This window comes from Paenibacillus sp. HWE-109 (genome assembly GCF_022163125.1).
In the GTDB taxonomy this organism is placed as follows: domain Bacteria; phylum Bacillota; class Bacilli; order Paenibacillales; family NBRC-103111; genus Paenibacillus_E.
In genome coordinates this window covers 7,250,943-7,276,848 of sequence record NZ_CP091881.1, presented here as the reverse complement: position 1 = coordinate 7,276,848, position 25,906 = coordinate 7,250,943, and the positions used below count along the sequence as shown (strand labels likewise).

The 25,906-nt window shown below is 45.5% G+C and carries 20 protein-coding genes; 11 read left to right on the top strand and 9 right to left on the bottom strand.

Annotated elements, in window-relative coordinates:
• Nucleotides 1–97: 97 nt before the first annotated feature.
• The gene (locus LOZ80_RS31175) at nucleotides 98–988 is read right to left on the bottom strand and encodes a hypothetical protein (protein ID WP_238168241.1); all 891 of its coding nucleotides are present in this window, start codon (nucleotides 986–988) and stop codon (nucleotides 98–100) included.
• 630 nt (nucleotides 989–1,618) lie between these two features.
• Between LOZ80_RS31175 and LOZ80_RS31170 the strand changes: the two genes are divergently transcribed.
• A complete protein-coding gene (locus LOZ80_RS31170) occupies nucleotides 1,619–3,358 on the top strand; it encodes an ABC-F family ATP-binding cassette domain-containing protein (RefSeq protein ID WP_238168240.1) in 1,740 nt (579 codons plus the stop codon).
• Nucleotides 3,359–3,489: 131 nt separating this feature from the next.
• On the opposite strand, the gene LOZ80_RS31165 is transcribed toward LOZ80_RS31170, so the two are convergent.
• Nucleotides 3,490–4,467, bottom strand: a complete 978-nt coding sequence (locus LOZ80_RS31165; RefSeq protein WP_238168239.1) for a helix-turn-helix transcriptional regulator — start codon at nucleotides 4,465–4,467, stop codon at nucleotides 3,490–3,492.
• Nucleotides 4,468–4,759: 292 nt separating this feature from the next.
• Between LOZ80_RS31165 and LOZ80_RS31160 the strand changes: the two genes are divergently transcribed.
• Together LOZ80_RS31160 and LOZ80_RS31155 are read left to right on the top strand one after the other, a co-directional pair.
• The gene (locus LOZ80_RS31160; RefSeq protein WP_238168238.1) at nucleotides 4,760–5,239 is read left to right on the top strand and encodes a GyrI-like domain-containing protein; all 480 of its coding nucleotides are present in this window, start codon (nucleotides 4,760–4,762) and stop codon (nucleotides 5,237–5,239) included.
• A 23-nt stretch (nucleotides 5,240–5,262) separates the two neighbouring features.
• A complete protein-coding gene (locus LOZ80_RS31155; RefSeq protein ID WP_238168237.1) occupies nucleotides 5,263–5,736 on the top strand; it encodes a DUF8821 family protein in 474 nt (157 codons plus the stop codon).
• 188 nt (nucleotides 5,737–5,924) lie between these two features.
• On the opposite strand, the gene LOZ80_RS31150 is transcribed toward LOZ80_RS31155, so the two are convergent.
• Nucleotides 5,925–6,401 (bottom strand): SRPBCC family protein, encoded by a 477-nt coding sequence (locus LOZ80_RS31150; protein WP_238168236.1) that lies wholly within the window; start codon nucleotides 6,399–6,401, stop codon nucleotides 5,925–5,927.
• A 49-nt stretch (nucleotides 6,402–6,450) separates the two neighbouring features.
• Between LOZ80_RS31150 and LOZ80_RS31145 the strand changes: the two genes are divergently transcribed.
• Together LOZ80_RS31145 and LOZ80_RS31140 are read left to right on the top strand one after the other, a co-directional pair.
• Nucleotides 6,451–6,927, top strand: a complete 477-nt coding sequence (locus LOZ80_RS31145; protein ID WP_238168235.1) for a winged helix-turn-helix transcriptional regulator — start codon at nucleotides 6,451–6,453, stop codon at nucleotides 6,925–6,927.
• 723 nt (nucleotides 6,928–7,650) lie between these two features.
• The gene (locus tag LOZ80_RS31140) at nucleotides 7,651–12,729 is read left to right on the top strand and encodes an S-layer homology domain-containing protein (RefSeq protein ID WP_238173170.1); all 5,079 of its coding nucleotides are present in this window, start codon (nucleotides 7,651–7,653) and stop codon (nucleotides 12,727–12,729) included.
• Nucleotides 12,730–12,876: 147 nt separating this feature from the next.
• Here LOZ80_RS31140 and LOZ80_RS31135 read toward each other — a convergent pair whose 3' ends face one another.
• Nucleotides 12,877–13,209, bottom strand: a complete 333-nt coding sequence (locus tag LOZ80_RS31135; RefSeq protein WP_238168234.1) for a DUF1904 family protein — start codon at nucleotides 13,207–13,209, stop codon at nucleotides 12,877–12,879.
• Between the two features lie 542 nt (nucleotides 13,210–13,751).
• On the opposite strand from LOZ80_RS31135, the gene LOZ80_RS31130 reads away from it, so the two are divergent.
• Nucleotides 13,752–14,381 (top strand): S-layer homology domain-containing protein, encoded by a 630-nt coding sequence (locus tag LOZ80_RS31130; protein ID WP_238168233.1) that lies wholly within the window; start codon nucleotides 13,752–13,754, stop codon nucleotides 14,379–14,381.
• 88 nt (nucleotides 14,382–14,469) lie between these two features.
• Here the strand turns inward: LOZ80_RS31130 and LOZ80_RS31125 are convergent, their stop codons facing one another.
• Nucleotides 14,470–16,230: a sigma-54-dependent Fis family transcriptional regulator gene (locus LOZ80_RS31125; protein ID WP_238168232.1), complete on the bottom strand. Its 1,761-nt coding sequence runs from the start codon at nucleotides 16,228–16,230 to the stop codon at nucleotides 14,470–14,472.
• Nucleotides 16,231–16,457: 227 nt separating this feature from the next.
• On the opposite strand from LOZ80_RS31125, the gene adh reads away from it, so the two are divergent.
• The 3 genes from adh (at nucleotide 16,458) to rpoN (ending at nucleotide 19,805) form a co-directional block, all read left to right on the top strand.
• Nucleotides 16,458–17,978 carry an aldehyde dehydrogenase gene (gene adh, locus LOZ80_RS31120; RefSeq protein WP_238168231.1) on the top strand — a complete coding sequence of 507 codons (1,521 nt, stop codon included), beginning with the start codon at nucleotides 16,458–16,460 and terminating at the stop codon, nucleotides 17,976–17,978.
• A 15-nt stretch (nucleotides 17,979–17,993) separates the two neighbouring features.
• Complete coding sequence (locus LOZ80_RS31115) at nucleotides 17,994–18,359, top strand: DUF779 domain-containing protein (protein WP_079415717.1); 366 nt, start codon at nucleotides 17,994–17,996, stop codon at nucleotides 18,357–18,359.
• A 141-nt stretch (nucleotides 18,360–18,500) separates the two neighbouring features.
• Nucleotides 18,501–19,805 carry an RNA polymerase factor sigma-54 gene (gene rpoN, locus LOZ80_RS31110; protein WP_238168230.1) on the top strand — a complete coding sequence of 435 codons (1,305 nt, stop codon included), beginning with the start codon at nucleotides 18,501–18,503 and terminating at the stop codon, nucleotides 19,803–19,805.
• A 201-nt stretch (nucleotides 19,806–20,006) separates the two neighbouring features.
• Here the strand turns inward: rpoN and LOZ80_RS31105 are convergent, their stop codons facing one another.
• From LOZ80_RS31105 to LOZ80_RS31090, 4 genes are all read right to left on the bottom strand, one after another.
• Entirely contained in the window at nucleotides 20,007–20,777 is a 771-nt protein-coding gene (locus tag LOZ80_RS31105; RefSeq protein ID WP_238168229.1) for an ANT(4')-I family aminoglycoside nucleotidyltransferase, read from the bottom strand.
• Nucleotides 20,778–20,947: 170 nt separating this feature from the next.
• Complete coding sequence (locus LOZ80_RS31100; RefSeq protein ID WP_238168228.1) at nucleotides 20,948–22,183, bottom strand: CynX/NimT family MFS transporter; 1,236 nt, start codon at nucleotides 22,181–22,183, stop codon at nucleotides 20,948–20,950.
• A gap of 214 nt (nucleotides 22,184–22,397) precedes the next feature.
• Nucleotides 22,398–22,964 carry a helix-turn-helix domain-containing protein gene (locus LOZ80_RS31095; protein ID WP_238168227.1) on the bottom strand — a complete coding sequence of 189 codons (567 nt, stop codon included), beginning with the start codon at nucleotides 22,962–22,964 and terminating at the stop codon, nucleotides 22,398–22,400.
• 124 nt (nucleotides 22,965–23,088) lie between these two features.
• Complete coding sequence (locus tag LOZ80_RS31090) at nucleotides 23,089–23,532, bottom strand: MarR family winged helix-turn-helix transcriptional regulator (RefSeq protein WP_238168226.1); 444 nt, start codon at nucleotides 23,530–23,532, stop codon at nucleotides 23,089–23,091.
• A gap of 166 nt (nucleotides 23,533–23,698) precedes the next feature.
• Between LOZ80_RS31090 and LOZ80_RS31085 the strand changes: the two genes are divergently transcribed.
• Both LOZ80_RS31085 and LOZ80_RS31080 read left to right on the top strand, forming a co-directional pair.
• A complete protein-coding gene (locus LOZ80_RS31085; protein ID WP_238168225.1) occupies nucleotides 23,699–24,670 on the top strand; it encodes an aldo/keto reductase in 972 nt (323 codons plus the stop codon).
• 108 nt (nucleotides 24,671–24,778) lie between these two features.
• Nucleotides 24,779–25,240: a DUF8821 family protein gene (locus LOZ80_RS31080; protein WP_238168224.1), complete on the top strand. Its 462-nt coding sequence runs from the start codon at nucleotides 24,779–24,781 to the stop codon at nucleotides 25,238–25,240.
• Nucleotides 25,241–25,906 lie beyond the last annotated feature (666 nt).

Here is a 25,906-nt window from a genome sequence, read left to right as displayed (position 1 = left end):
ATTACTCGACTCGGACAACTCCAGTGTTATCTACCCCAAAAATTGTGAAAGACATTGATTCTTTAAGCCATAATCATGTTGCATCAGGGCCGTAAAATCAACCGTCCGACGGGGCGTACTTCCCCACATCCGGCTCGAATGCCGCTCCATTCGCCAGGTCCAACTCCACGTAAGTGGTTCCGCGATCATCGGTCAGCACGATCATTCGCGACCCGACGATGGGAACGCGGTCGGCGCTGGTGCGCATGTGTGCTGAGACGACACGCGGAGCACCGTCAACGATATAATTTACCTCAACCGTGAAAATCGGCAAATTAAAGAGCCAACTGTTAGTAAAATTCACGGCGGTTAACGTTCCGGTGTATGACGAACCCTCCACGCGGAGCCGCTCGATGTCCGCCTGACGCCGCCGGGCGTGGGCGATAGAGCCGGGTAACCGCAGGAGTGTGATGGCGGCCCAGAGGGCGAAGCTAGCTCCGACGACGGCGCCGAGCTCAAGCGGGATCGTCGGCGATGTCGCTATGGCCTCGAGATCAAAGGGGCGCGATGGGTTGCTTGTCAGCGTCCAGAGCAGGAGGACTCCCGCGACTGCTGCGAGCCCTCCTGTTACCGATAGCGTCGCGAACAGGCCGGCCACCCTGGTCTGTCCGAACTGCTCATTCGATCGCGAGTACACTCCACCGGTCGCACCGATCGCGATGAACAGCAGCAAAACGGCGACGCCCACTGTGACCGGATGACCAAGGAGCATGTTGATCGCCGGTGTTGGCGCCATGCTGAGCAGTGCGCCGAACGGCACGGAGCCTGTCAGTGCCCACAGTGCAGCGGCTGTAAGCAGCCAGGGCATCAGCGGAGCCGCGCGTCCGACGCGACGTCCTGGCGGGAGCATAGTCATCCGTCCGTTCTTATCCGTGGTGGAGAACAGCGGCAGCGTCTCGATATGTTCTTGCTGCCCGTGCTTCTGCTGACCCTCCGCAGCATTCCTCATTGGCATCGCCCTCCCGAGGAAGATACTCGCACCCTGAGCGGCGGAGGGGGTTTCTTCCCTTTTTCTTCCTCATTATTGAACGTTTTTTTGTAGGTGTTATGATATTCCAGGTGCCGTAATAGGAAGTTCAACTTCCTATTATTTTTGTACTCAGTCATACACAACTTCACCCCCAATATTTCATATCTATATTTTACCACTATATGGTTGTCCGCTGTAAATCCCCCCAAGTCGGCATGCATTTCAATATGGCGTGAGCAATTAACAGGTACGATAGTTGAACGGAACAAGCAGATCACCGCGCAGCAGCAGTTCCTTTGGAATTTTTCGCCGATAACCCCATTAAGCTGAACCGTATCACAAGTAACAACAAGTTTTTATTATACAACTCGGGTCAAGTATGCAAAAAATGGAATGAAATGAAACATCCAGGAGCACCCCGACCCATACCGTTGGCTATTCTCCAGGAGGTATTCCCGTCTTATCATTATTTGATCAAGGAGCCAGATAAATTGACCCCATTGAAGTTAGTTGTAAACAGTGTTACTCTAACAACGGTAAACTCAAAATCTATGTTTTGAAATACATCTAACAATAGTCGCTATTCTAGTTATAAAGAAAGGTAACACTATGATAAAAGTTGATAACTTATCCTTCTCATTTCCGCAAAAAGAACTATATACAAACATTTCATTTACGCTTGAAGAGGCACAACATTGCGCTTTTATAGGAACAAGTGGCAGTGGGAAAAGTACGTTGATAGATATACTGATGGATCCAGAAAGATATTTGTTCGAGGGCAAGTTAGAAATAGATCCGACTTGCAATATTAGGCATGTAAGTCAATTCCCACAATTCGACAAAAGCAAAGAAACAACCGTTTTTGAATATATAGGGGAAGAATTTATTAAGATACAAAATGAAATAACAGCTATTTGTACGGAAATGGAAACATCATCGGATATTGAGTCGTTATTAGAAAAGTATCAATTAGCTTTAGACGCATTTGATTCAATCGGTGGGGATGATTTCGAAAGCAAGATTAATAAGAAACTAAATCTAGCAAACCTCATGAAGCTAAAAGACCTTAGGGTATCCGACCTGAGTGGCGGGGAATTCAAACTTATTCAAGTGATGAAGGAAATGCTTAGTAGTCCAGACTTAATGATTATGGACGAACCCGATGTATTTTTAGACTTTGAAAACCTAAATGCGCTTAAAAATCTGATTAATTCTCACAAAGGAATGCTGTTAGTTGTTACGCACAACCGATATCTATTGAATCATTGTTTCAACAAAATTCTACACCTTGAAAATAGGGAGATCCAAGAGTTTGATGGGCGGTATATTGAGTATAATTTCTCATTACTTCAGACAAAAATTGAGTTGCAAGAAATCGCAGTCGCTGAACAAGAAGAAATTGAGAGATACGATAACATTATTGATAATCTTAGAGCTATCGCAACGTATAATTCAGAAGCATCTAGAGGTAGAGCGTTAAAAGCTAGAGTTAGGTTTCAAGAGAGATTGGAAGCGCGCAGAATTAAGGCACCATTTGTTGAAATTAAGCAACCGAATATCAGTTTCGGTATTGAGAATGAAATTGAAGACACCATTGTTGTAAATGTCAATAATTATAGTGTTACGTTTGATGAATTACTTTTAGACAATGTTAACTTTGAGATAAAATCTACAGATAAAGTAGCCATTATAGGTCCAAACGGTACCGGGAAAACAACTTTACTCCGAGATATCTTCAAAAATAATCATGCTTCAATTGAAATAAATGCGGATGTTAAAGTGGCTTATCTATCTCAGAATCAAGGAGAAGTGCTAAAGGATTCTAATACAATACTAGAAGAATTCATCGATGCTGGGTTTAAAACGTATGATGAAGTTAGATCGTATATTTCAAACTATGGCTTTGAAGGAGAAATCGTTAATCAAAAGATAGCATCTTTATCTGGTGGAGAAAAAAATATGCTTCAATTGGCTAAGGTTTCTGCCAGTAAAGCAAACGTTTTGCTTCTTGATGAACCGACAAGCCATTTGGACACGTATACACAAATAGCACTGGAGAAGGCTATTGAAGACTATAAAGGTGCGATTCTCATGATTTCTCATGATTTCTATTCTGTTGTAAATGGGATGGATTATGTTTTGATCATTGATGATAAGACGATTAGAAAAATGAGTATGCGGAAATTTAGACAGATGATTTATGCGAGTCATTTTGATAGAGATTATCTAGAAAATGAACAAAATAAAAAATCTGTTGAAATGAAAATAGAGTTGGCTTTAAAAGATACGAATTTTGAGCTTGCAAAAGTATTGGTTGATGAGCTAGAAGAGCTGATTAAGTTGCTTTAATTGGAGTAATCCATACACAAGAGAGGGCCATCCTAAACGGGATGGCTTAAAATTTGCCGTTTCACCTAGTGCGGCGAACCGTATCTAGATCAACTGGGGGAAAGCAGCGCTCTAGTCTGGCTAGGCGTAGTTTATTCTGGGCTTCGACTGTTCCTTAAAATATCCACTCTCTCCTGCAAACCCTCCAAAACCTCTTTTGGCATCTCCCTAACCTTGATGTCTCCACCTAGGAAAAGCAGCCAACTTGTTATTTCAGCCAATTCCTCCTCATGATGAACATTGATGAATGTTTTTAGAACAGCTGTGGCTTGAAAAGGATTCGTGTATGAAATGGAAATATTTAATGGATAATACTTTTTGTACTGAGCAATCGCTTTTGGGCCGAGTTCGAGGACTAGGTTAATGGCTTCTTCCTGCTTGCTTAGTTGTTCCACAATAGTCTTCTTGCTTATTCTTTTTTTCTTAGGGTATGGTTTGACATCGGTAAGATTGTCGACAGGAATTATCCGCCTCTTTTCCTCCTCTAAGTCAAAGCCTTCAATTTGCCATGAGCTTTTTTCACGATATAGATGCATTAGATAAATGGGATAAGACTTTATTTCCCTTCCTTCTTCGACGGAAACCATTAAATAGCTATCCTTAAGAAGGATTTGGATGAGTTGTTCTAACATAGGGTGGGGCAGATCTGACAGATCAAGCAGGTCGGGATTATGGGGGTTGGTTCCTTCGAACAGCAAAACTTGATTTAACAGAACAAGATCATCCTGCTGGTTTTCCGAGATGAGGCCGAGTAATTTTTCCGCTAAAGATTGGCGACTCTTAAGATAGGGGAGTTGTTGGTTTCTTGTGGCCATGAAGGCAATAAAAAGAGCTTTAATCTCATTATCAGTAAAGCGGACAGTGGGTAGGACAGAGTTGTTCATGACAAAATAACCCCCGTCCCTCCCGACTTCGGCGACAAGTGGCATCCCCATCGCCTCAATTTCTCTGACATCTCTAATCGCCGTCGAACGGGAAATGTTGAATTCTCTCATGATTTCAGAAATGGTAAAGTGAGCGCGGTTGTTGATGTACCGCATGATGATGTTAACCCGTTCAACTTTTTTCATGGGGCTCCTCTAAACAGTATCATTTTTTGACATGGTTTATAGTTATTATAAACGTATCAAGTGGAAAAACAACTCATTTGATCAATTCAAAGAAAGGAGTTTTGATTATGGCAGCGTATGGACCTAATGCAACGGTTGAGATGGGGAAAAGTGAAAAAATCGCGAAAGTAGAATATCCGCTCATTTATGGCTCCGATAAACAGTATCAAGTTTTGACATGATTTATAGTTATAATAGACATATTAAGTGAAGAAATCATCATTTAATCAATTCAAAAAAAGGAGTGTTAATTATGGCAATGTATACCCTTGAGGAAAAAGACAGTTTTATCGTACTAGGTATTGGAACGGAGCTAAAGAGCAATTACACAGATTATGCCGGGATGAACAAGGAGAAGGAAAACTTCTGGCAGGCAGTGGAGCAGGATGGAAGGCTTGACTCTTTAAAGGCTATTGCCACGAATGACTACATTTTTGCTGTGAATGAAGCTGTAAATCACAAGATGATGTATTATGCTGGTGTCATGACAGAAGGATCGGTACCGGAAGAACACAGAATTATTCAATTCCCGAAGGGTCAATACCTCGTCGTTAAAGGTGAAGGGAATACAGCTGAAGAGATGAGCAATAAACTTACCGGCATTGCCTTTGGTCAGGCCTTACCAGAAGCCCAGAATTTCGCCTATGTTGGCGGACCCAATGCAACGGTTGAGATGGGGCAGCGAGACGGCATCGTATATGGGGAAATGTGGATTCCTGTGGTTAGGAAATAAACGAGATCATTGGAGTGATGAGAATGTCTTATATCGTTGATTTTAAAAATGTGTCTACGGTAGGCTTAGAGTCTTCACCTGTGGTAGAAGCGCTTGCTGGTTTACGTGCTAATGAAGCCCGTTACTTTATGAACAAATACAAACATGAATTTACGGTTGTACCTGCTAGCGAAAGTCAGGAAAACCTTGATTATGTAAACCGAATTTTGAAAGAACGTGATATTGCGTTTGCGGCCAAACCTTTAGAAACATCGCGTTTTCAAGTGGAAAACATTCAATTTACCTATGTCTTTTATGAGGATGGTCTCGGGATCAATGTCATGTATACGGTTGATGACCCTAAGAAGCGGGCTGTTGGTTTTAAGCTTTCTGAGGGGATGGAGATTCCAAAGGAGTTGGAAGGGAAGTTTAAGTTTGCTAGGCAGAAGTCTAAACTAGCTGGAACAATTCGAGGTTCGTTCTTTGTCATTAAAGGAGAATGGAACGTGTCACAATAATTTCGCCCTACTTGTGATACGGTGAGCTTTACCACAAATAACGGCAGCGTTTTTCGGGGAGAAACCCGCAGGAGTCTGAGTTTGACTATTGCTAATACTTTGCTCGACGCTTTCAGAAGAGGCAGCGCAATCTCTTGGCAAAGCCTCTTTTGCTAAGCGCCGAGCCTTAGGTCTATGGCATGGGGTTTCTAAGAATTGTTAACTATGCCGTGTTTATTTGCAATTTGCTCGCTTTGGTTGGGTTGGCCCTTACCCTTGGTGATCAAGTCGCGAAGACTGCCGCTTATGTAAATGCCCCAGGAGTCCGTACAGACGACGTAGCATTCATACGCGGGAACGAGGCCTACGTGCGTAAATCGAACTTCTGTTTTGCCGTCTTTCTTATCGATTTCAAAGACAATATTGGTACCCGTCCACTCGCTCTTGTCCTGTACGAAGTTAAAGTAGTTGTCTGTAATGTGCCAAACAACCTTTTTACCTGGAACAAGCTCGGTGATTTGGATGGTACAGCGGTGAATATCTTGGTAGTGGTACTTAAATTCACCGAGTTCGTCGGTATTGCCCTCAATTTCCTCTGACCACCATCCGCGGACGTTATTGATAGCGGCAAAGACTTCTTCGGGGCTCTGGTCTACCTCAAAAAAAGTGCTGTAACTTTGATTCATACAAGTTATCACCCCTCGTTAATTGTTGACTACACACCGAGTATAAATTATGTACTTGCAAAACGCAAGTACGAACTTGCAAAATGCAAGCACGAATTGTATAATCATTTTCATGAAAAAGCGATCTTCCACAGTTTGTCCAATTGTATATGCGCTCGACATATGGGGTGATCCCTGGAGCCTAGTCATACTTCGTGATGTCCTTATCCATAACAAGCGGTATTACCGCGAGTTTCTTGCTTCACGCGAGCACATTTCAACTAATATTTTGAGCGCACGGCTCCAATCACTCGTTGAAGCAGGCCTGCTCGTCAAGACAGAAGGAGCTTCAAACCGCGCACAGACCATGTACCGACCAACACAAAAGGCACTTGACCTGTTTCCGGTCGTTTTTGCCATTATGCACTGGGGCCTGAAATACAACCCAAATACCGATATGACTATTCCGATCATGCAAGAACTAACAACAAACGAGAGAGGGCTGGAGCTGCGCCTTTTGCAGAATTTCGACGATATTACATCATAAATCGGTCAACAAAAACTGAAAACAGTCGGTTTTAGCCTGGGGGCACTCTGAAGAGTGCCCTTGTTTTATTTCAAAAACTTGGTCGTTACAGATAGCGTGGTGAACCGTATCACAAGTAAGGCAAAGTTTTCACAGAATTCCTTGCGGGGCATGAACTGTTGGTGGTTGGGCAGCTTCCTTCTACAGTAGCGGCGGTTTTAAAGAGAACGTCCGGACTACAAACGTCGACTTCTGCTGAGAAAGGGCTGGCCCTTAAAGGTCATGAAATATAAAAAAAGACAGTAGATTTTGCCGACGGATCCAAAAAGTGCAGTTATTTTCTGATACTTAAGAAAAATGAACAGTATATTGCTTCATTTTCCTGTGATATATAAAGTGTGTGGCCATGCAACAAACAACATGATTCATTTAGACAGAAAGGAGTTCAAAACGAGTCAACGAGGTAATCAGACAAGCTATTACTGAACCGCACCGTATAGATTCGAGTATGAGCTTTGCAAGTTGGAAACAATTATCGAATGTAAAATCATGAAGTGTATAGTAACGTGAAATTTAAGTGTTTATTCAAATCCCACCTAAATTGAAAGCGCATCCATTATAAATGGCTTCAATAGGCATGGAAGATTAAGCGATTTCTGGAACAGCCACCTCGGCACAAAAGAAAACGGCAGATAAGATACTAATTTCAAGGGTAACAGAGAGGAGAGGTTTAGATTGTTGAAGATGAAACGAAGGATATCTGGCTTCATGGTTACTTGTTTGACTGCATCTAGCCTTTTTATGAGTGTAGGCGGATGGATACCTCAAGCTTCAGCTGCATCAGCACCAATATCAATAGCTGGAGCAACAGATGAATGGACAGAACTATCTGGCATACTAGATAGCTACAAGGGTGTGTATACGAAGGACACCAAGCTGGGATCGCCATGGGATACTAATCATAGCCCAGATGGGCCGCTGATGGGCAACGGCACCGTATTTGCCTTTATGGCAGGGGATCGCAAGGAGCAGAATATTTACATCTCCAGAAGTGATATGTGGAGAGATCGCGCATCGAACAACGGTCAGCAACATACCACACTCGGAGGCATCACGATTCGTGCCACAGGAGATACCGAGGCAGCAACAGAATTCAGATACGAGCAGGACATGAAGCTTGCAGAGATTATTGCCCAGTCTGAGAAAGGCTTTCAGACGAAGAGCTGGCTGTCTGCCAAAGAAAATATCATGGTTACCGAGATCCTGAATAAGACGGATGCTCCATTAGCGATGGAAGTCGCGGCTTGGACAGCTAATAGCAATACGACGGCAAGTGTCGATGGCAAACTGATGATCGCCACGAAGACAGGTACCAGCGAGGCTAGCAACCGTGCGAGTGGGGCGGGTACATGGCAGGGCTGGACGGCCAATGCTGCGATGGCCTCCACGATTATTGATGATATCGACGTTGCCGTGCAGAATGTCGATTCCAAGCGTAATACAACTTCTTTCACACTGCCAGCAAGTGAGAAAGTGACTTTAGTGTCAGCCGTTGAGGGCAGTATGCAGGATGGAGACACGGATAAGCTCGGTGAAGCCATTCTTCAGGCTAAGTCAAAGGTTGAATCCAGAAGCACAGCGGAGGCAATTGCTGCGTCCAACGAAGTACACCGAAATTATTGGAAGCAATACTGGCTGAAGTCCTATATTAATATTCAAGATGAGAGTATAGAACGCATGTACTATGGCATGCTCTATATGCTCGGCTGTGCAACCTCCGTGTCGAGTGAGAACAATGCGGGATTGCCTGCAGGTCTATTCCCATGGACTGCAGCGGATAATCCGGATTGGCAAGGGGACTATACAACCAATACAGATATGCAACGCCAGATTCATCCACTCGTAACAGCCAATCGACTAGAAGGCATACCGAACTATGTGAATGTCCTGGTAGACTTCTGGCCAGAGGCGATGAGACGGTCGAGTCTTGCCGAGCATCTGAACTGGGTCATTATGGGGACGGGCAGACCGGACCAATTTACAGAAGGAATAGAAGGTGGAGCCCTATTCCCGACTCACATCGGTCCAAGAGGAGCGTCCACAGAACAGTTTAATAATGAAAATGATTATTGGCAGTCACCAACCAATGCAACCTCTGTTCTTATGCCGATCGTGAAAATGTGGCAATTCAATCAAGATGAACAATTTTTGAGAACAACGCTTTATCCGATGATGAAGTCGACTTCGATATTTTGGGAGAAGTATGTCACTAAGGAGAATGGAAAGTATGTTGTGTACGGAGCAACGCATGAAGGAAATCCGGGGAGAAACCCTATTCTGGATGTGGATGCCTGTCTCTATATGTTAAGAAATACGATCGAGGCTGCTAATGCGCTTGGCGTAGATCAGGACAAGGTAGCCATATGGCAGGACATTATAGACCATATGAGCCTTGTTCCTACCTTCATCTGGCATGGCAAGGAAACGATAAAAGAGCATGAGGGACGTACGCCTTCTGATCCCGGATATACGTTCAGCACAGGGAATCCAGTTACGATCCAAAGTGTCTACTACTTCGATTCGATCGGGATGACAGCTTCATCTCAATCGAAAGAGAAGTATTTCAATTATCTAGATGTAAAAAATGCAGAAGGTCATCCGAGACGATTAACCAGTGCAACACGCTTGGGCTATGACATAGGCAGGATCATGGAGCAACTCAAGGCTGGCAATATTGAACTTGAGGCTGGAGATTGGCTTGGGCTGAGAGCGAATAATACGATAGGAGATATCGGTGGAGCCAACACATTAGGTGTAGTGCAAGATTCATTGTTACAAAGCAATGATGGCTTTATTAATATTTTTGCAAACTGGTATCATAATCAGGAAACTACGATTAAGAGAATGCGTGCAAAGGGTGCATTCCTGATTGACGCGAATCAGAATGAGTTTGGACAAACGACTTATGTACAAATTCTAAGTGAACAAGGCAAGCAATGTGCTGTTCTTAATCCGTGGCAGGGTAAAGAAATGGAAGTCTATGAAGATGGGACTCTGATCGAAAGCACGATGTCAACGAACCTGCTAGGAGAAGTATACACATTTGCAACGAAGCCAAATACAAAATATGAACTAAAGCCAAAAGGTGGATTGAGCAGTTCTATAAAGCTGGATATAGACGAAATGAAGCTTTACACGCAAGACTCTCAAAAGCTGACTGCCAGGTCTGCTCGGCCTGACAGCATCATTAAATGGGAGTCTGATAACAAGCAAATTGCAGTTGTAGACAGATCAGGTAAAGTTACAGCAATGAGTGCGGGAAGCGCCAACATTAAAGCGTATATGGAAGGCGATCCGAGTGTTTATGCAATTTGCCATGTTGTAGTTAGGGATATTGCAGGCGAGAACGTAGCGGTTGGTGCGACAGCAAGCGCAAATAGCATGCATGACAGCTATAGTCCTGACAAAGCAATCACAGGTAAATGGGATGAAAACACCGAGGGCTGGGTAAGTGCAAACACCTCATATACGACACCTCGATGGTGGATGGTTGATCTGGGACGAGAGTTCAAGATCAATCGATGGGTTGTAAAGCATGATGGCTTCAGAGGTTATGAGCAGAATACCACCAAGGACTTTGTGCTGCAAAGCAGTCCAGATGGTTTAACTTGGAGTGATATAGACCCCGTAGTTGGCAATACGGATAATGTGACAGATCGTCATCTGGAAGAACCCGTTACTGCTCGCTATTTCAGAATCTATATTACGGTTGCGGATCAGTACAATGGGCAGTGGCCTAACAATATGGCAAGAATTAATCAGGTTGGGCTATATGCGATATCACAATTTGTCGCTCAGACTCAGTTAACAGGACCTGATGAGGTTATCAGTGGTGATGCCTTTGCAGTAGGGGTAGATCTTGCAGGGGTAAAAGAATCCGTGTATGGGCAAGATCTGACGATAAAATATGATGATACCAAGTTGGAGCTAGTCTCTGTAGTCTCAGCTGTTGAAGTGTCAGGAGTGAGGATTGTTCAAACCACTAGAACAGCTCCTGGTGAGGAGAGAGTATCATCCGTTAATTTGAGCGAGGATGAAGCACTAAAGAAGAATCATCCATTAACCTTGAACTTTAAGGTTAAAGATGGATTAGATGCTGGATCGACAGAAATCATAGTGTCTGATGTTATGGTCAGTAATGGCCTGGGAGTAAATTCGGCAGTCAAAGGTACTGCACATAGCTTGAGCATTAAGCCAGACATAGTGAGCGTAAGCACAGATGCAACGCTGACATCCACTATAGGAACGGTAAGCACTGGCAGTACCGCGAATGAAAGCATCACGAATATTCCATACGAAACAACGTTAGCTGCGCTCAAGGCAGCGATCACTCCGGCAGCGAATGCAACGTTTGAAGTCTATGATGCAGATGGAACAACGGTAGCGACTGTTTTGGCAACCGGCAAAAAGGTTATTGTTACCGCGCAGGATGGAACCACGAAGGTAACGTATACGGTAACGGTGATGACCGTAACGGAGATTCCGTCGTATACTATGACGTATAACGGCAACGGCGCTATATCTGGCAATGCGCCGACCGATAGTGGCTCATACGCGCAAGGAGTTACCGTTTCGGTATATGGGAACACCGGAAATTTGGTGAAGACAGGCTATACGTTCGCAGGTTGGAATACGGAAGCGGACGGAAGCGGAACGAGCTACGCCGAAGGGTCTCCTTTCATCATGGGTACGTCCAACACGACCCTGTATGCAAAGTGGACGGCCAACAACACGGGCGGTTCTTCTAGCAATGGCGGCACTCCATCAGTAACGCCCTCAAACAATACAATGATCTCTACCGACGGTACGCTAACGCTTTCCATCGGTAAATCTGGCGAGGTTAGCCTTGGTGATGAAGTCAAAATTATGATTCCTGCTGATGCATCAGGCAAAGAATTGAAAATAACGATAGAAAAAGTGGCAGACTCCCAAAAGCTGCTTACAAGCAAGGATGTTCTGGTCAGCCCGGTATTCGAAATTCTAAAAAACTTTCCGGAAAACTTCAACAAGGAAATCACGATGACCTTCACCTTCGATCCGAAAAGGTTAAAGGGCAATCAAAAACCTTCTGTATTTTTCTACGACGAAATAAAGAAGGTATGGGTGGAAGTCGGCGGTGAAGTAAAAGGAAATACCATCACCATAAAAGTTAACCACTTTACGAAGTATGCGGTACTCGCAACAGGTCAAGGCGAAGATTCAGCGGCAGTCACGAAGCAGCCAGTCAACTTCAGCGATATCTCCGGACACTGGGCTGAGGCGAGCATCAAGCAAGCGGTAAGCTTCGGGATCGTCAGCGGCTATCCGGACGGTACGTTCAATCCGAACCGTACCGTAACGCGTGCGGAATTTGCGGTTATGCTGATGAATACTCTCAAGCCGCAAGGGGATGGAGCTGAACTGACGTTTACGGATAAAGGAAGGATCGGAACATGGGCGCAGAAATCGGTCGCACAAGCGGTACAAGCGGCCATCATTACAGGCTATGAAGACAGCACTTTCCGACCGGAAGCCGAAATTTCACGTTCGGAGATGGTAGTGATGATCGCAAAAGCGCTTGGACAGTCAGTTGAAGCTACAACGGCAACAGGCTTTGCGGACGACAAAGACGTTCCGGACTGGGCGAAAGGTGCAGTTGGGGCCATGAAAAAGCTGAGTATGATCGGAGGTAAAGGCGCGAATGCATTTGCTCCGCACGATAAAACGACAAGAGCAGAGTCAGTAACGGTGCTGCTGAAAATGTTGGAGCAAAAGGGTAAGTAAAGGAAAATCAAGCAAGGCTGCTTTGAAGTGAATTTCAAAGCAGCCTTGTTTTTGTGTTCGGTAATTTTTGCAAGAGAGATGCGAGATCAAAGAGTGGGCCATCCTAAACGGGATGGCTCAAAACTTGCCGTTTTACCGTTTCATCGGCTAGGAATTATAACGGCGTCCGTTCATATAAAAATTGTCCTCACGGCCAACCCGGAATGAAATCTCCAGATCGGGTATACCGAGCGATCGGACATACTTATCAATCGCTTCGGCCATCTTATCGCGCACTTCGTCCCCCCGCTCAAACCACCATACGTCGATAAAAGGATACGAATCGGTATATTTACCGTCGAATATAGCGGTGACGTGCAGGCACTCTAAGGTGAAATTATCCGTTCCGCATTGGCATATTGTGGCCATCTCCTCTACGAGAGGTATGCTAATTGCGCGTATGCCCTCGGCTGGAATTCCTCTAAAAATTAATTGCGGCATCTAATATCCTCCTGTCGATATAGCCTTTATCATTTTCTTATTTTATATGTACAAGTTTGTTTGTGGCAAACGAAAAAAAATTTCCGGATTTAGATACTCCATCTACGCCGATAGCCCCGTCCCGCTGAACCCTATCACAAGTAGGGCGAAATTTTTAGTCTCATTTTTTATCAGCTGTATCAGCACTAATTATGTAGGATTATGTATATTATTGTCGAAATAATAATCATTCGAAAAAAACTGCAGGATTAAGAGGGCGGCACAGCATCTAAATAAAAGCTGTCTTTGAATCGGTCGAGGGAATATAGAATTTATCATGGAGGGTTTCCAGATGATTGTTCAAACGAAGCTATACATCCCCCATGCACATAACGCTTTAGTGCCTCGGCCAAGGTTGATACGCAAACTCGACGAGGGCTGCGGGCCAAGTTGACGCTAATTACCGCTTCGGCTGGTTACGGGAAGACGACGGCGTTGAGCGAATGGGCGAGACAAAGCGACGCCCAAGTGGCTTGGGTATCGCTAGACAAGCAGGACGATGCATGGATTCCGTTTTGGAGCTGTATTTCACGAAGTATGCGGTATTCGCCGTAGGCGGAAACGCGGCCTCTGCGGGGGAAACGCTGCAAATCGTTCATTTCAAGGATATCGCCGGACACTGGGCAGAGGCGAGCATCAATCAAGCATCCAGCGCCGGTATCGTGAGCGGGTTTCAGGACGGTACGTTTAAACCGGACAATACGGTGACGCGCGCGGAATTCGCGGTCATGCTGATGAATGCGCTCAAGCCGCAAGGGGACGGAGCGAATCTGACGTTCAGCGACAACGCGAAAATCGGCGCATGGGCGCAGAAGGCGCTCGCACAAGCGGTATATGCGGGCATTATGAAAGGCTTTGACGATGAAACAATCCGTCCTGACATGGCAATCACGCGCTCGGAGATGGCGGTGATGCTGGCCAGAGGGTTGGGTCAGTCGGTCGAAACGAAGACCTCAACGGGATTCTCGGATGACAAGCTCATCCCGTTCTGGGCCAAAGGCGAAGTGGCGGCGATGGAAGCACAGGGCATTATCAAGGGCAAAGGCGACAATGTTTTTGCTCCCAATGACAAGCTGACAAGAGCAGAAGCAGTTGCAGTTTTGCTGAGAATGCTGGCCGTCAAAGACAAATAAATAAACTTTAAAAGGCTGCCTTGAAGCGATATTCAAGGCAGCCTTTTTGTGTACGGATGCAGTGGGGTTTTGCGGATTTTTGTCTGCGTTAAAATAACGTGATGCCGTACTCCTCGATTTTACGATATAAAGTCGTTCTTCCGATCCTGAGTTGCCCGGCCGCCTTACTGAGGTTCCATTCGGAGGCCTTCAGCGCCTTCTTAATCACGGTGATTTCCGCATCCTTCAAAGTGGATGGCTGATCTTCGCCGGACTTTGGTTGCACGGCTTCTTCGGGTTCTTCTAGCGATAGATGCTCAGCGTCAATCGCCTGTTCTCCAGCTAGGAAGACCGCTTGCATAAGAACGCCGTTAAGCTCTCTTATATTGCCCGGCCATTTGTAAGTTAACAGCTTATGCTGTGCTTTTTCCGTCAGGAATGGACATGGGAAAGGCTGCTTCTGGAGGAAATGAACGGCTAAGGCTAGAATATCGCTTCTCTCCCGTAATGCCGGCAGCGTAAGGTGTATACCCTTCAGCCGGTAATACAGATCGGCGCGGAATCGGCCAGCCTTCACCTCTGCGGTCAAGTCCTTATTCGTTGCCGCAACGACTCTCGCATCAATCGTCTTGCTCTTCGAGCTTCCAACTGGTGTAATCGTACTTTCCTGGAGCACTCTTAATAAAGCAGCTTGAGCTCGAAGAGGCATGTCTCCTATTTCATCCAAGAAAATAGTGCCCTTGTGCGCGGCTTCGAATTTACCGGCATTGCCATCCTTGTTCGCTCCTGTGAATGCGCCACGAGCGTATCCGAACAATTCGCTCTCGATCAGGCTGTCCGGAATGGCACTGCAATTCAGTGCGATGAACGGCTCTGCCGAACGGGGGCTTGCGGAATGAATGGATTGTGCGAACAGTTCCTTCCCCACGCCGCTTTCACCCAGCAATAAGACAGGGAAGTCGGTCATGGCCGCTTTCTTCGCAAGCTCAATCTTCTGGATGATCGTGGGACATGTCCCGACGATATCCCTTAATGTGTATAAACGCTGCCCGTTTGCAGTCTGCTTGGCAATGGAGACGGACTGCCATAGCTTCGGATGCTCATTATGAATGGTTTCTACCGAGAAGCCGTCCAGCTTCGTAAGCTCCTTGCCGATGGCGTCGCTGCCGACGATGCGGATGGCCGCATGGTTGGCACGAAGGATGCGGTTATCCCGGCTGAGCGAGAGCAGCGGCAAGGGATGATTTAATGCGGTATGCTCAAGTTCTCTTAGGGTAATGAGATGCTCTTTCTTTGACTCTTCCAGCAGAAGTTTGTTTTGCAGGGAAAATGCCGCCATGCACGCAAGCGTAGACGTATACGCGTGGTAATGCTCCTGTTTGCCGCTAATATTGATGACGCCGATCAACTCGCCGGTGGAGTTGAAGATGGGGGCCGAGGCGCAGGTCAAGAAGCGATTGGAGCTGAAATAATGCTCTTCGGCATGCACGCGTACGGGCTTTTTGTCTGCGATGGCGACTCCAATGGCGTTCGTTCCCTTTCTTCTCTCGGCCCAATTGGCACCTACCTGCAGTTGAACCGCTAACGCACGGCGAGAGAAATCAACATCGCCGACTGTGTGAATGATGGTCCCTGCCGAATCGATAAGCAGCGCCATCTGGCCGGATTGCTTGATGCCGGCGTTCATTTGCTCGAATATTTGCTCTGTGTAATGTATGATTTGCTCGTTCTGTCTTAATAACGTGTGTATGTGGCTTCCTGTTAAGATGTCATCATCAACAGGGTCATTTGGCTTTAAACCAAGTTCGTGACAGCGCTTCCAAGATAATGACGCTGCTTCGGATAGAAAGTTATTTTCTATGGGTAGCAAAAGATCACCTCCACTGTAAACGGTATCCTAACCCGATCATACCATAGTCGCTTATATTAGTGGAGAAGTGGAAATAGAATGTTCCGAAATGGAACACTTTTATTGTATCAGAATGGGACAATTTAAATAAAACGCTTTCAATTCAGCCTGCTATAACGGCATTCAATAAGTTGGCACGATTCTTGCTTATTAATTTAATGTAATCCATTTTAAGGAGGCTGAGCTTTATGATTTATGCACAACCTGGACAAAACGGATCAAAGATTACATTCAAAAAACGCTACGAAAACTTTATCGGAGGACAGTGGGTCGCACCTGTTAAGGGTGAATACTTCGAGAATCCGTCTCCTGTTAATAACCGCATTTTCTGCGAGGTTCCACGATCTACATCCGAGGATATCGAGCTTGCCCTAGACGCGGCGCATGCTGCGAAGGACGCATGGGGCCGTACGTCAGTTGCGGAGCGTGCTGTCATTCTGAACAAAATTGCCGATCGCATGGAAGCTAATTTGGAAATGCTGGCGGTGGCCGAAACCTGGGATAACGGCAAGCCCGTTCGGGAAACGCTCGCAGCCGACTTGCCGCTGGCGATTGATCACTTCCGCTATTTTGCAGGAAGCATTCGCGCCCAGGAAGGCTCGCTTAGCCAATTGGATGATCATATGGTAGCGTATCATTTCCATGAGCCGCTAGGTGTAGTCGGTCAGATTATACCATGGAACTTCCCGCTGCTGATGGCGACATGGAAGCTTGCTCCGGCTCTTGCGGCTGGGAATGCAATCGTCCTGAAGCCCGCTGAGCAGACGCCGGCATCCATTCTGGTGCTGATAGAGCTTATTCAAGATTTGCTACCCCCGGGGGTACTCAATATCGTCAACGGCTTCGGACTTGAAGCTGGCAAACCGCTTGCCTCGAGTACCCGGATTTCGAAGATTGCCTTTACCGGCGAGACAACAACAGGCCGTTTAATTATGCAGTATGCTTCGCAGAACCTAATACCGGTCACTTTGGAGCTGGGTGGAAAGTCACCGAATATTTTCTTCGAGGATGTGGTTGCGCGCGATGACGCCTTCTTCAATAAAGCGCTCGAAGGCTTTGCAATGTTCGCCCTCAATCAAGGAGAAGTCTGCACCAGCCCGTCTCGCGCGTTGATTCAGGAGTCGATCTATGATCAATTTATGGAAAGAGCCTTAAAGCGCGTCTCGGCGATCAAACAGGGCAACCCTCTCGATACAGAAACGATGATCGGGGCTCAGGCTTCCACCGAGCAGGTTGAGAAAATTATGAGCTATATCGATATTGGCGGGCAGGAAGGCGCGGAATGCCTAATCGGCGGTAAACGGGCAGCGGTTGAAGGTGATCTATCCGAAGGTTACTATATTCAGCCAACCGTTCTGAAGGGTCACAACAAAATGAGAATCTTCCAGGAGGAGATATTCGGACCGGTCCTCTCCGTCACGACGTTCAAGGATCAGGAGGAGGCGTTGTCGATCGCTAATGACACGCTTTATGGACTTGGATCCGGCGTATGGACGCGCGATATGAACACGGCCTACCGGATGGGTCGCGGCATTCAAGCTGGTCGCGTATGGACCAACTGCTACCATGCTTATCCTGCTCATGCTGCCTTCGGTGGCTATAAGACCTCAGGTATTGGCCGCGAGAATCACAAGATGATGCTCTCGCATTACCAGCAAACGAAAAATCTGCTCGTCAGCTACAGCCCTGACGCCCTTGGCTTCTTCTAAGGGGAGAGCCATACGATGACGACGGAAGTGAGCAAGGTTATTGCTACCGATACCGCGCTAGCGCTAATCGAAAAGGTAAAGACGAAGCATGGCCCCGTCATGTTCCATCAATCCGGGGGCTGCTGCGATGGCAGCTCTCCGATGTGTTACGCGCAAGGGGAGTTTCTGATCGGCGACAGCGACGTATGGCTAGGGGACATAGGCGATGCACCCTTCTACATGAGCAAGGCCCAATACGAATATTGGCGGAATACGCAGCTCATCATCGATGTCGTACCCGGCAGAGGCGGGATGTTCTCGCTTGAAGGGCCGGAAGGCCAGCGTTTTCTGACTCGCTCGAGGATGTTCACGGATGAGGAGCGGCGTGTGCTGGGTCTCTAAGCTTTGTATTTGCAAGATCAAGTTCCCTGTTTCCTTCCATGGCGAAGGAAGCAGGGTTTATTTTCTTATAGCTTCTGTCAGAAACTAGTGAATATAATAATGTTAAGCGTTTGCAATCAAAAACCAAGGAGGAGAATGCATATGGAAATCTTATTATCCGCTGAGCAGGAACAAAAGCTGCTGCTTACGCCACAGATGCGGCAGTCTATGGAAATCCTGCATATGTCCTCCTTGGATTTGAATGAATTTATTAAGCAGCAAGCGATGGACAATCCTTTTGTCGAACTTCAACCCGCTAAGGATATCCCCGCAATGCGTCGTGCAAGCAGCTCTGAACAAGATTGGTGGCTCAATGTTGATCTTGCAAGCGAGGCAACTTTAGAATCGGTATTGCTCGAGCAGCTCACCTATATGAAGCTTGACCGTGCTGTCCTAGCTCTGTGCAAATGGATCATCGGCAATCTGGACGATAAGGGCTATCTCCTCCATTCCATAGAAGAAATCTCTGCGTTTATGGGTGCTTCTTTAAGTCAGGTGCGTGAGGCCGTCGGCGTCGTACAAAGCTTAGAGCCGTATGGTGTGGGGGCTTCGACATTAGCGGAGTGCCTTATTCTTCAATTGCGGCAGGAGCTGGAGAGAGATCCCTTAGTTTGCAGTCTAGTCCAGCATGATTTGCTTAGCATTGCAGAAGGAAGGTTCCGACAGCTAGCAGAGAAGTACGAAACAGACCTTGCGGAAATTAAAGCAGCCATACAGAAAATAAGCTCGCTCAATCCCAAGCCTGGGGCTTTATATAGCAGGGGGAAGACGCCTTATATTATGCCTGATCTTCAGCTTAAGCAGGTTGAAGGGAAGTACGAAGTGTTCATTGAGAGCGGTTATCTGCCAGCCATCACTTTGAGTGGTTCCTACTTTAGTATGATGGAGCAGATAGCCTCAAGGGATGTCCACCGTTATTTGAAGAGAAACTGGCTAGCGGCGAAAGGACTGATTGACAGTATTGAGCGAAGAAAGGTGACACTGCTGAAGGTAGCGGGGGTTATTTTCCAGCTGCAGGCGGGGTTTTGCGAGAAAGGCTCCTCTTCTATTCGGCCGATGTCCATGAAGCAGGTTGCCGAAGCGCTGGGCGTGCATGAATCAACAATTAGCCGCACGGTTAACCATAAGTATATTCGAACGCCGTGGGGGCTTTTTGAGCTGAAGCATTTCTTCTCGTCCTCTATTAAACAGGCTGACGGAACAACGGTTTCGGCGATCTACATCAAGGAGCGAATTCGGGAATGGATCTCATCAGAGAAGCCGGATTCGCCTTTATCCGATCAACAAATCACCTCCCTTCTGACAAGCGACGGGTTACTTATCTCGCGTAGAACGGTGACCAAGTATAGAGAGCAAATGAACTTGCAGCCTTCTATAAGGAGAAGACGAGAACCTTTCAATGCGTAACCGATTCGCACCGCAAGATTACGCATCAAGAGTTGAGGCTGTGGCTGCGTGTAAGGTGAACCGTATCATAAGTAGGGGCAAGGTTTTTTCAGAATTCCTTGCGGGGCATGAACTGCTGAGTCTTGCTGATTCGCATTCTTCATCCCTCCAGAGGGAAAGTAAAAGACCCCTCACGAAAGGGGTCTTTGGTGTATTCGCGGGTCAAAACGGGATACGTTTTGTACTTATTACATAGTCATGTTCGGCTGCCCACTTCACAAGGCCATTCCAGAAATTTTCACAAGCTGAAATGATCTTTGAAGGTTCTGCTAACTCACCAGACATAACCATTCGCACAACAGGATCAAATCCTTCTGGACGATTAGGCAGTTCTAATGCCTCTGGTAGAACCATTGAGCCAGTCGAGAAGAGTTTTTGGTTGTGTAACCCGACTAACATAGCTCCGTATTGGGCAAACTCCACTGCCAAGTAGGGCAAGTAGGTATGTGGCCCATTTATACTGACATTTCTAAGTTTCCCAACAAATTCGTACATTTCCCCTACGAGGACTTCATTGATTGAGCACCGGAAATCTTCCCTTGTTGGTGATTGGGCAGCTTCTTTCAATTTTGGGAAAAATCCTTGAGGATCATACAGGCTAAGTTGAGAAAAGAATGGTCCATGCGTCAATGGCCAACTTCCTTCTACAGTAGTGGCGGTTTTAAAGAGAACGTCCGCACTACAAACCTCGACTTCTGCTTTCCAGGGCCCCGCCGACCATTCATAGCTAAAATCGACGGATTCGCTTGATTCACTTAGTACGCAAAACATCTCAATGTCTGAGAAAGGGCCGTCTGTACCTCTAGAAATAGAACCGTAGACTCCAATGGCAAGGATTTTTTCTCCGTACACCTCGTGTAATCTTGAAGCAATTTCATGGCAGGCTTCAAGTCTTTCGTTTTGAGAAATAGCTATAGGTCCATTCATGTGCATTAGTGTGCATCTCCCTTTGAATTATTTGGGTGAACTTTCACTAACACAGGGATGGAGGACCTCGGGCTTAACGGGGGACCTTTTTTGGATGCATTTGATTTCCTCCCACAATGGTTTCATATGGAAATTGTACCCAAGATTATCTGTTTTCGCAAGATATGGAGTGGCCATTAACGTCCATTCCGCGGCAGATTGTAACTATTTCGGCTGCCTACAAAACGGTTTCTTGCTGCTCCTATACCGACTAAAAAGAGTAAGACCGAAGCGCCCAGCAGCATGAAAAGTGGCAGGTTCCAACTATTTGTCGTATCATGCAGAAATCCAATAAGGGCAGGACCGATTGCAGCAAGAAGATATCCGATCGATTGCGCCATGCCAGACAGTTCCGCTGCTTGATGCGCATTTTCAGTACGTAACCCGAAAAACATCATGGACAAACTAAAGGCGCAGCCTCCACCGATTCCGAGTACTATAATCCACAACAGAATGATCTTGGAGCTTCCGTATAGAAGTCCGAGCGTTCCCGTCAGAAGCAAAATGGTTGTGATGACCACTAGCAAACGTTGGCTAGACATGCGCCCAGCAATAACGGGGACAATAAAGGTAAATGGAAGCAGAGCTAACTGCATGATCGAGAGGTACCATCCTGATTGGTTGGAGTCAATTCCTTGCTGCTTTAAAATTTCAGGCAGCCATGCGATCAACACATAGAAAATCAAGGACTGTATACCCATAAACAAGGTTACTTGCCAGGCAAGAGGGGATCGCCAAACATTCACATCGTTGCTGGCCATCTGCTGACTCGTCGTGATTATTTGCTTCGTTTGATTTCTTAATTGGGGTAACCAGCAGAGGATCGATACAAAGCTTAGAATCCCCCATATTCCCAATGCTCCCTGCCATTTTAGCCCTGCGTTCACGGCTAGCGGTACACTAAGTCCCGATGCGATGGCTCCAAATAAACTCATTGAAATCGAGTAAACACCGATCATGGAGCCAATTTGATTTGGAAAATCCCTTTTGATTAAACTTGGCAATAATACATTGCATACGGCAATTGCGAATCCAAGAATTGCTGTCCCAATATACAGATTAGCAGCGCCAGATAAAGAACGTATTACAATGCCAACAGTCAGGAAGATTAGGGCAATCAAAATGATACGTTCAACCCCATACCTTCGTCCTAATTTTGGTACTAGAGGCGATAATAAAGCAAAGGCAAGCAAAGGTACCGTTGTTATCAGGCCTGCTAATGTATTTGAGATATGAACGTCATCCCTGATGAGACCCACTAAAGGACCAACTGAGGTTAAGGGAGCACGTAAATTAGCTGCAATAACAATAATGCCTAGAATTATTAACCCTATAGAGGAGGGTACGGCTTTTTTATTTTGTTTGTTCGGCATTCTTCATTTCTCCTTCCTGAATGCATACGTATTATTTGTTTCTTGCTGATTGAAAAACGATATAATAACATCCGCGCGAACAGTAAAAGTATATTATAATATATTATTTTTAACAATAAGTATTTTATAATATATATAAATCATCAAAAAAATACAACTCTAAATTCCCGTCATGGAATTCGGAGTTGTATGTAATAAGTGGAATTTTGGACTTTTAGAAACCATACTTTAAGGATATATGGAGCACTGTTTCGTTATTCGTATGATTGGTATAAGAGTGAGGGGAATCTGCACGAAAACTGATCGTATCATATTGATTCAATGTGTAAACCTCTCCATTGACTGCAATTTCAATGGAACCAGTCATTACTGTCGCAATTTCAGTTGTATTCACATGATGGCCTTCAGGGTGATACGAGCTATTTGGCTGTAAGTAAGCCCGACACATTTCGATATCGCTACTTGCGTTTTTAAAGACTGGCTCAATGGTCCAATTTTTTTGATCATTAGAAAACCGCAGTCCTTCGCCTGCTCGATACAAACTAACAGGGTCTTCTGATTTGAATAAAGCCAATAGCGGCAAAGATATGCCTTTTGATATTTTCCATATAATCGCTAAAGTTGGATTTGTCTCGCCACGTTCGATATTCCCCAGAGTAAGTTTGCTTACACCCGTTAATTCCGCTAATTCGTCTAAGCTCATGTTTTTTTCTTTTCTGTACTTCTTCAAGGCACCGCCGATTTGTAGTACAAGTTGTTTTGAATCATCGATTTCATCCATTTGATATTCACCTCAACAGGTCATCTAATTCTGAATGGCGTAACAAAACCAATCCAAGGCCATCCTTCTACCAGAGTGGCCTTTATTCAAAAAAACGATCAAAGCAACAGGTCTCTACCGGAGGCTAAGATCGTTTTTTCGTTCTTTCCGCAAGCTTCGCAATCGACTCAATGTCTTGATCGGTTAATTGATCCAGAAAATGCTTGCGAATTGCCTTTGAGACGACAGGAAGGGCCTGATCCAAAGTTGATTGTCCGACAGAAGTAATGATGACCTGAACGCCGCGATCAGCGTCTAATGGTTTCCTCCGAATAAGACCCCGTTTCTCCATCCGCGTTAAATGATGGGATAATCTACTCTTATCCCAGTCCATCGAGTCGGCTAATTCCTGTTGCCGAAGTTTACCGCCCCCGAATTGGACTAACCGATCTAATACTCCAAAATCCCCCTCTGATAGGCCTGTGTGTTCAGACATCTCTTTCACAACGCGACCGAAGATTCGATTAAAGGAGCCTTTCCACATATTCCATATTTGCATTTCCTCATCGTTCAGTTCGTTTATCTCCATAAAAGTATAATATCATGGTTGACATGTCAACCGCAAGGTGTTAAAGTGCTTACAGGTTGATGTGTCAACCTAAGGGGGATCCTATGAATTTTAGGTTGACATGTCAACCTCAGACAACCTGAAGGTGGGAATACCTTCCAAATATACTTAAGGAGCGTGTTATAAAGTGGAATATGTAAAACTTGGACGTAGCGGATTAGAGGTTTCAAAGTTAAGCCTTGGAACCATGAGCTTTGGAGTACCTGATCGCGGCAATACCCCATGGTCGCTGAATGAAGAGCAAAGCAGACCGATTATTAAAAAGGCACTCGAATTGGGCTTCAACTTTTTTAGCAGTGCTAATATGTATTCCGACGGAACAAGTGAAGAAATTCTCGGGCGTGCTTTAAAGGATTTTTCTCGTCGAGACGAAGTCGTCATCAGTACAAAGGTATTTGTTCCAATGCGCAAAGGCCCGAATACGTTAGGTCTTTCCCGCAAAGCCATCATGAACGAAATTGATAATAGTCTAAGACGGCTTGGGACAGACTACGTTGACTTGTACCAGATCCATCGTTGGGATCCTAATACGCCAATCGAGGAGACAATGGAGTCTCTTCACGATTTAGTTAAGGTAGGCAAGGTCAGATACATCGGGGCATCCTCCATGCTGGCATGGCAGTTTGCGAAAGCTCAGCACGTCGCAGAACGTAATGGTTGGACACGATTCGTTTCCATGGAAAATAGATTGAATTTGCTCTATCGGGAAGAAGAAAGAGAAATGCTCCCCCTTTGCAAAGACGAGGGAGTTGGCGTCACGCCTTACCTACCTTTGGCTGCAGGTCGGTTAACCCGGGATTGGAATGAGCAGACCTCGCGATCCGAGAATGACCAGGTAGCAAAGGCATTGTTTATTAAAACGGAAGAGGCTGATCGCAAAGTAGCGGAAAGAGTTGCGGAAGTTGCCGCAAACCGAGGAATTCCACGCGCACATGTTGCTCTTGCATGGTTGCTGCAAAAAGAAGAAGTCACGGCCCCTATAATCGGGTCGACCAAAATCAGCCATCTCGAAGATTCGGTTTCGGCATTGTCGGTCAAATTAACACCTGAAGAAATCAAGAGTTTAGAAGAACTGTATATACCACATCCATTGGTATAAATTAGACGCGAACGTTTATATTTGAATCATTTTTGGTATAATATTTGGTAGATCAAGAAGATTAATTTCCTATTTTTAGAAAATAGTAAGAGAAAACGAGGGATGGAAATGGCGTATATCGTTGATTTTAAAAATGTGTCTACGATAGGCTTAGAGTCTTCACCTGTGGTAGAAGCGCTTGCTGGTTTACGTGCTAATGAAGCCCGTTACTTTATGAACAAATACAAACATGAATTTACGGTTATACCCGCTAGCGAAAGTCAGGAGAATCTTGATTATGTAAACCAAATTTTGAAAGAACGTGATATTGCGTTTGCGGCCAAACCGTTAGAAACATCGCGTTTTCAAGTGGAAAATATTCAATTTACCTATGTTTTCTATGAGGATGGTCTCGGGATTAATGTCATGTATACGGTTGATGACCCTAAGAAGCGGGCTGTTGGTTTTAAGCTTTCTGAGGGGATGGAGATTCCAAAGGAGTTGGAAGGGAAGTTTAAGTTTGCTAGGCAGAAGTCCAAACTAGCTGGAACAATTCGGGGCTCGTTTTTTGTGATTAAAGGACAATATTAAAGTAAGCCAAAAGCGCAAGTGGACGAATCCAGAGATTGCGGTCCGAGTCGTCTTCGCTAAGATCAGCCTATATGGATGCAAGGATATCCAGGTACGGGGTGGTGGGCACTCGGATGGCCTTCAGGCTGGCAATGTCAAAGCGTTTGGCTGGTGCTCTCTTGAAAGGAGAAGTATTTGGCAATAGTTCAATTTGCAGGGATTGTTGAGTCATCAGTTACTCGCTCCATTTGAATGTGAAAAGATAAGCCTCTATTCCGTGGAATAGGGGCTTATCTTTTTGGTTGCTCCGCAAGCCAAGCATCGAATTCGTTTCAGTTCGTCATGGAGCTCATGTGGGAAAGATGAACTCCTGCAGGCTTAGCCCTACTTGATTGTGGTACACATCGTAGACAACCGCTGAAGATTTTTCATAAACGTAAGCGATGAATCAGCAGAGTAAACCTCATTTCGTACACCGTATTCGTACGGATAATGAGGGTGTAATGCACCCCCTTTCATGGTCATCAAGTTGATGCCCCTTACAAATTCTGTTATTATTTCTGACTAAACTAAACCATGCCATTTGCATCATCCTTTCAACCAACTCTTTTCTTAGTTTACTAGATGTGGATTTTATTTATTATGGTATAGGGACTAATCGTCATATAATTATTAAAGAAAAAATCA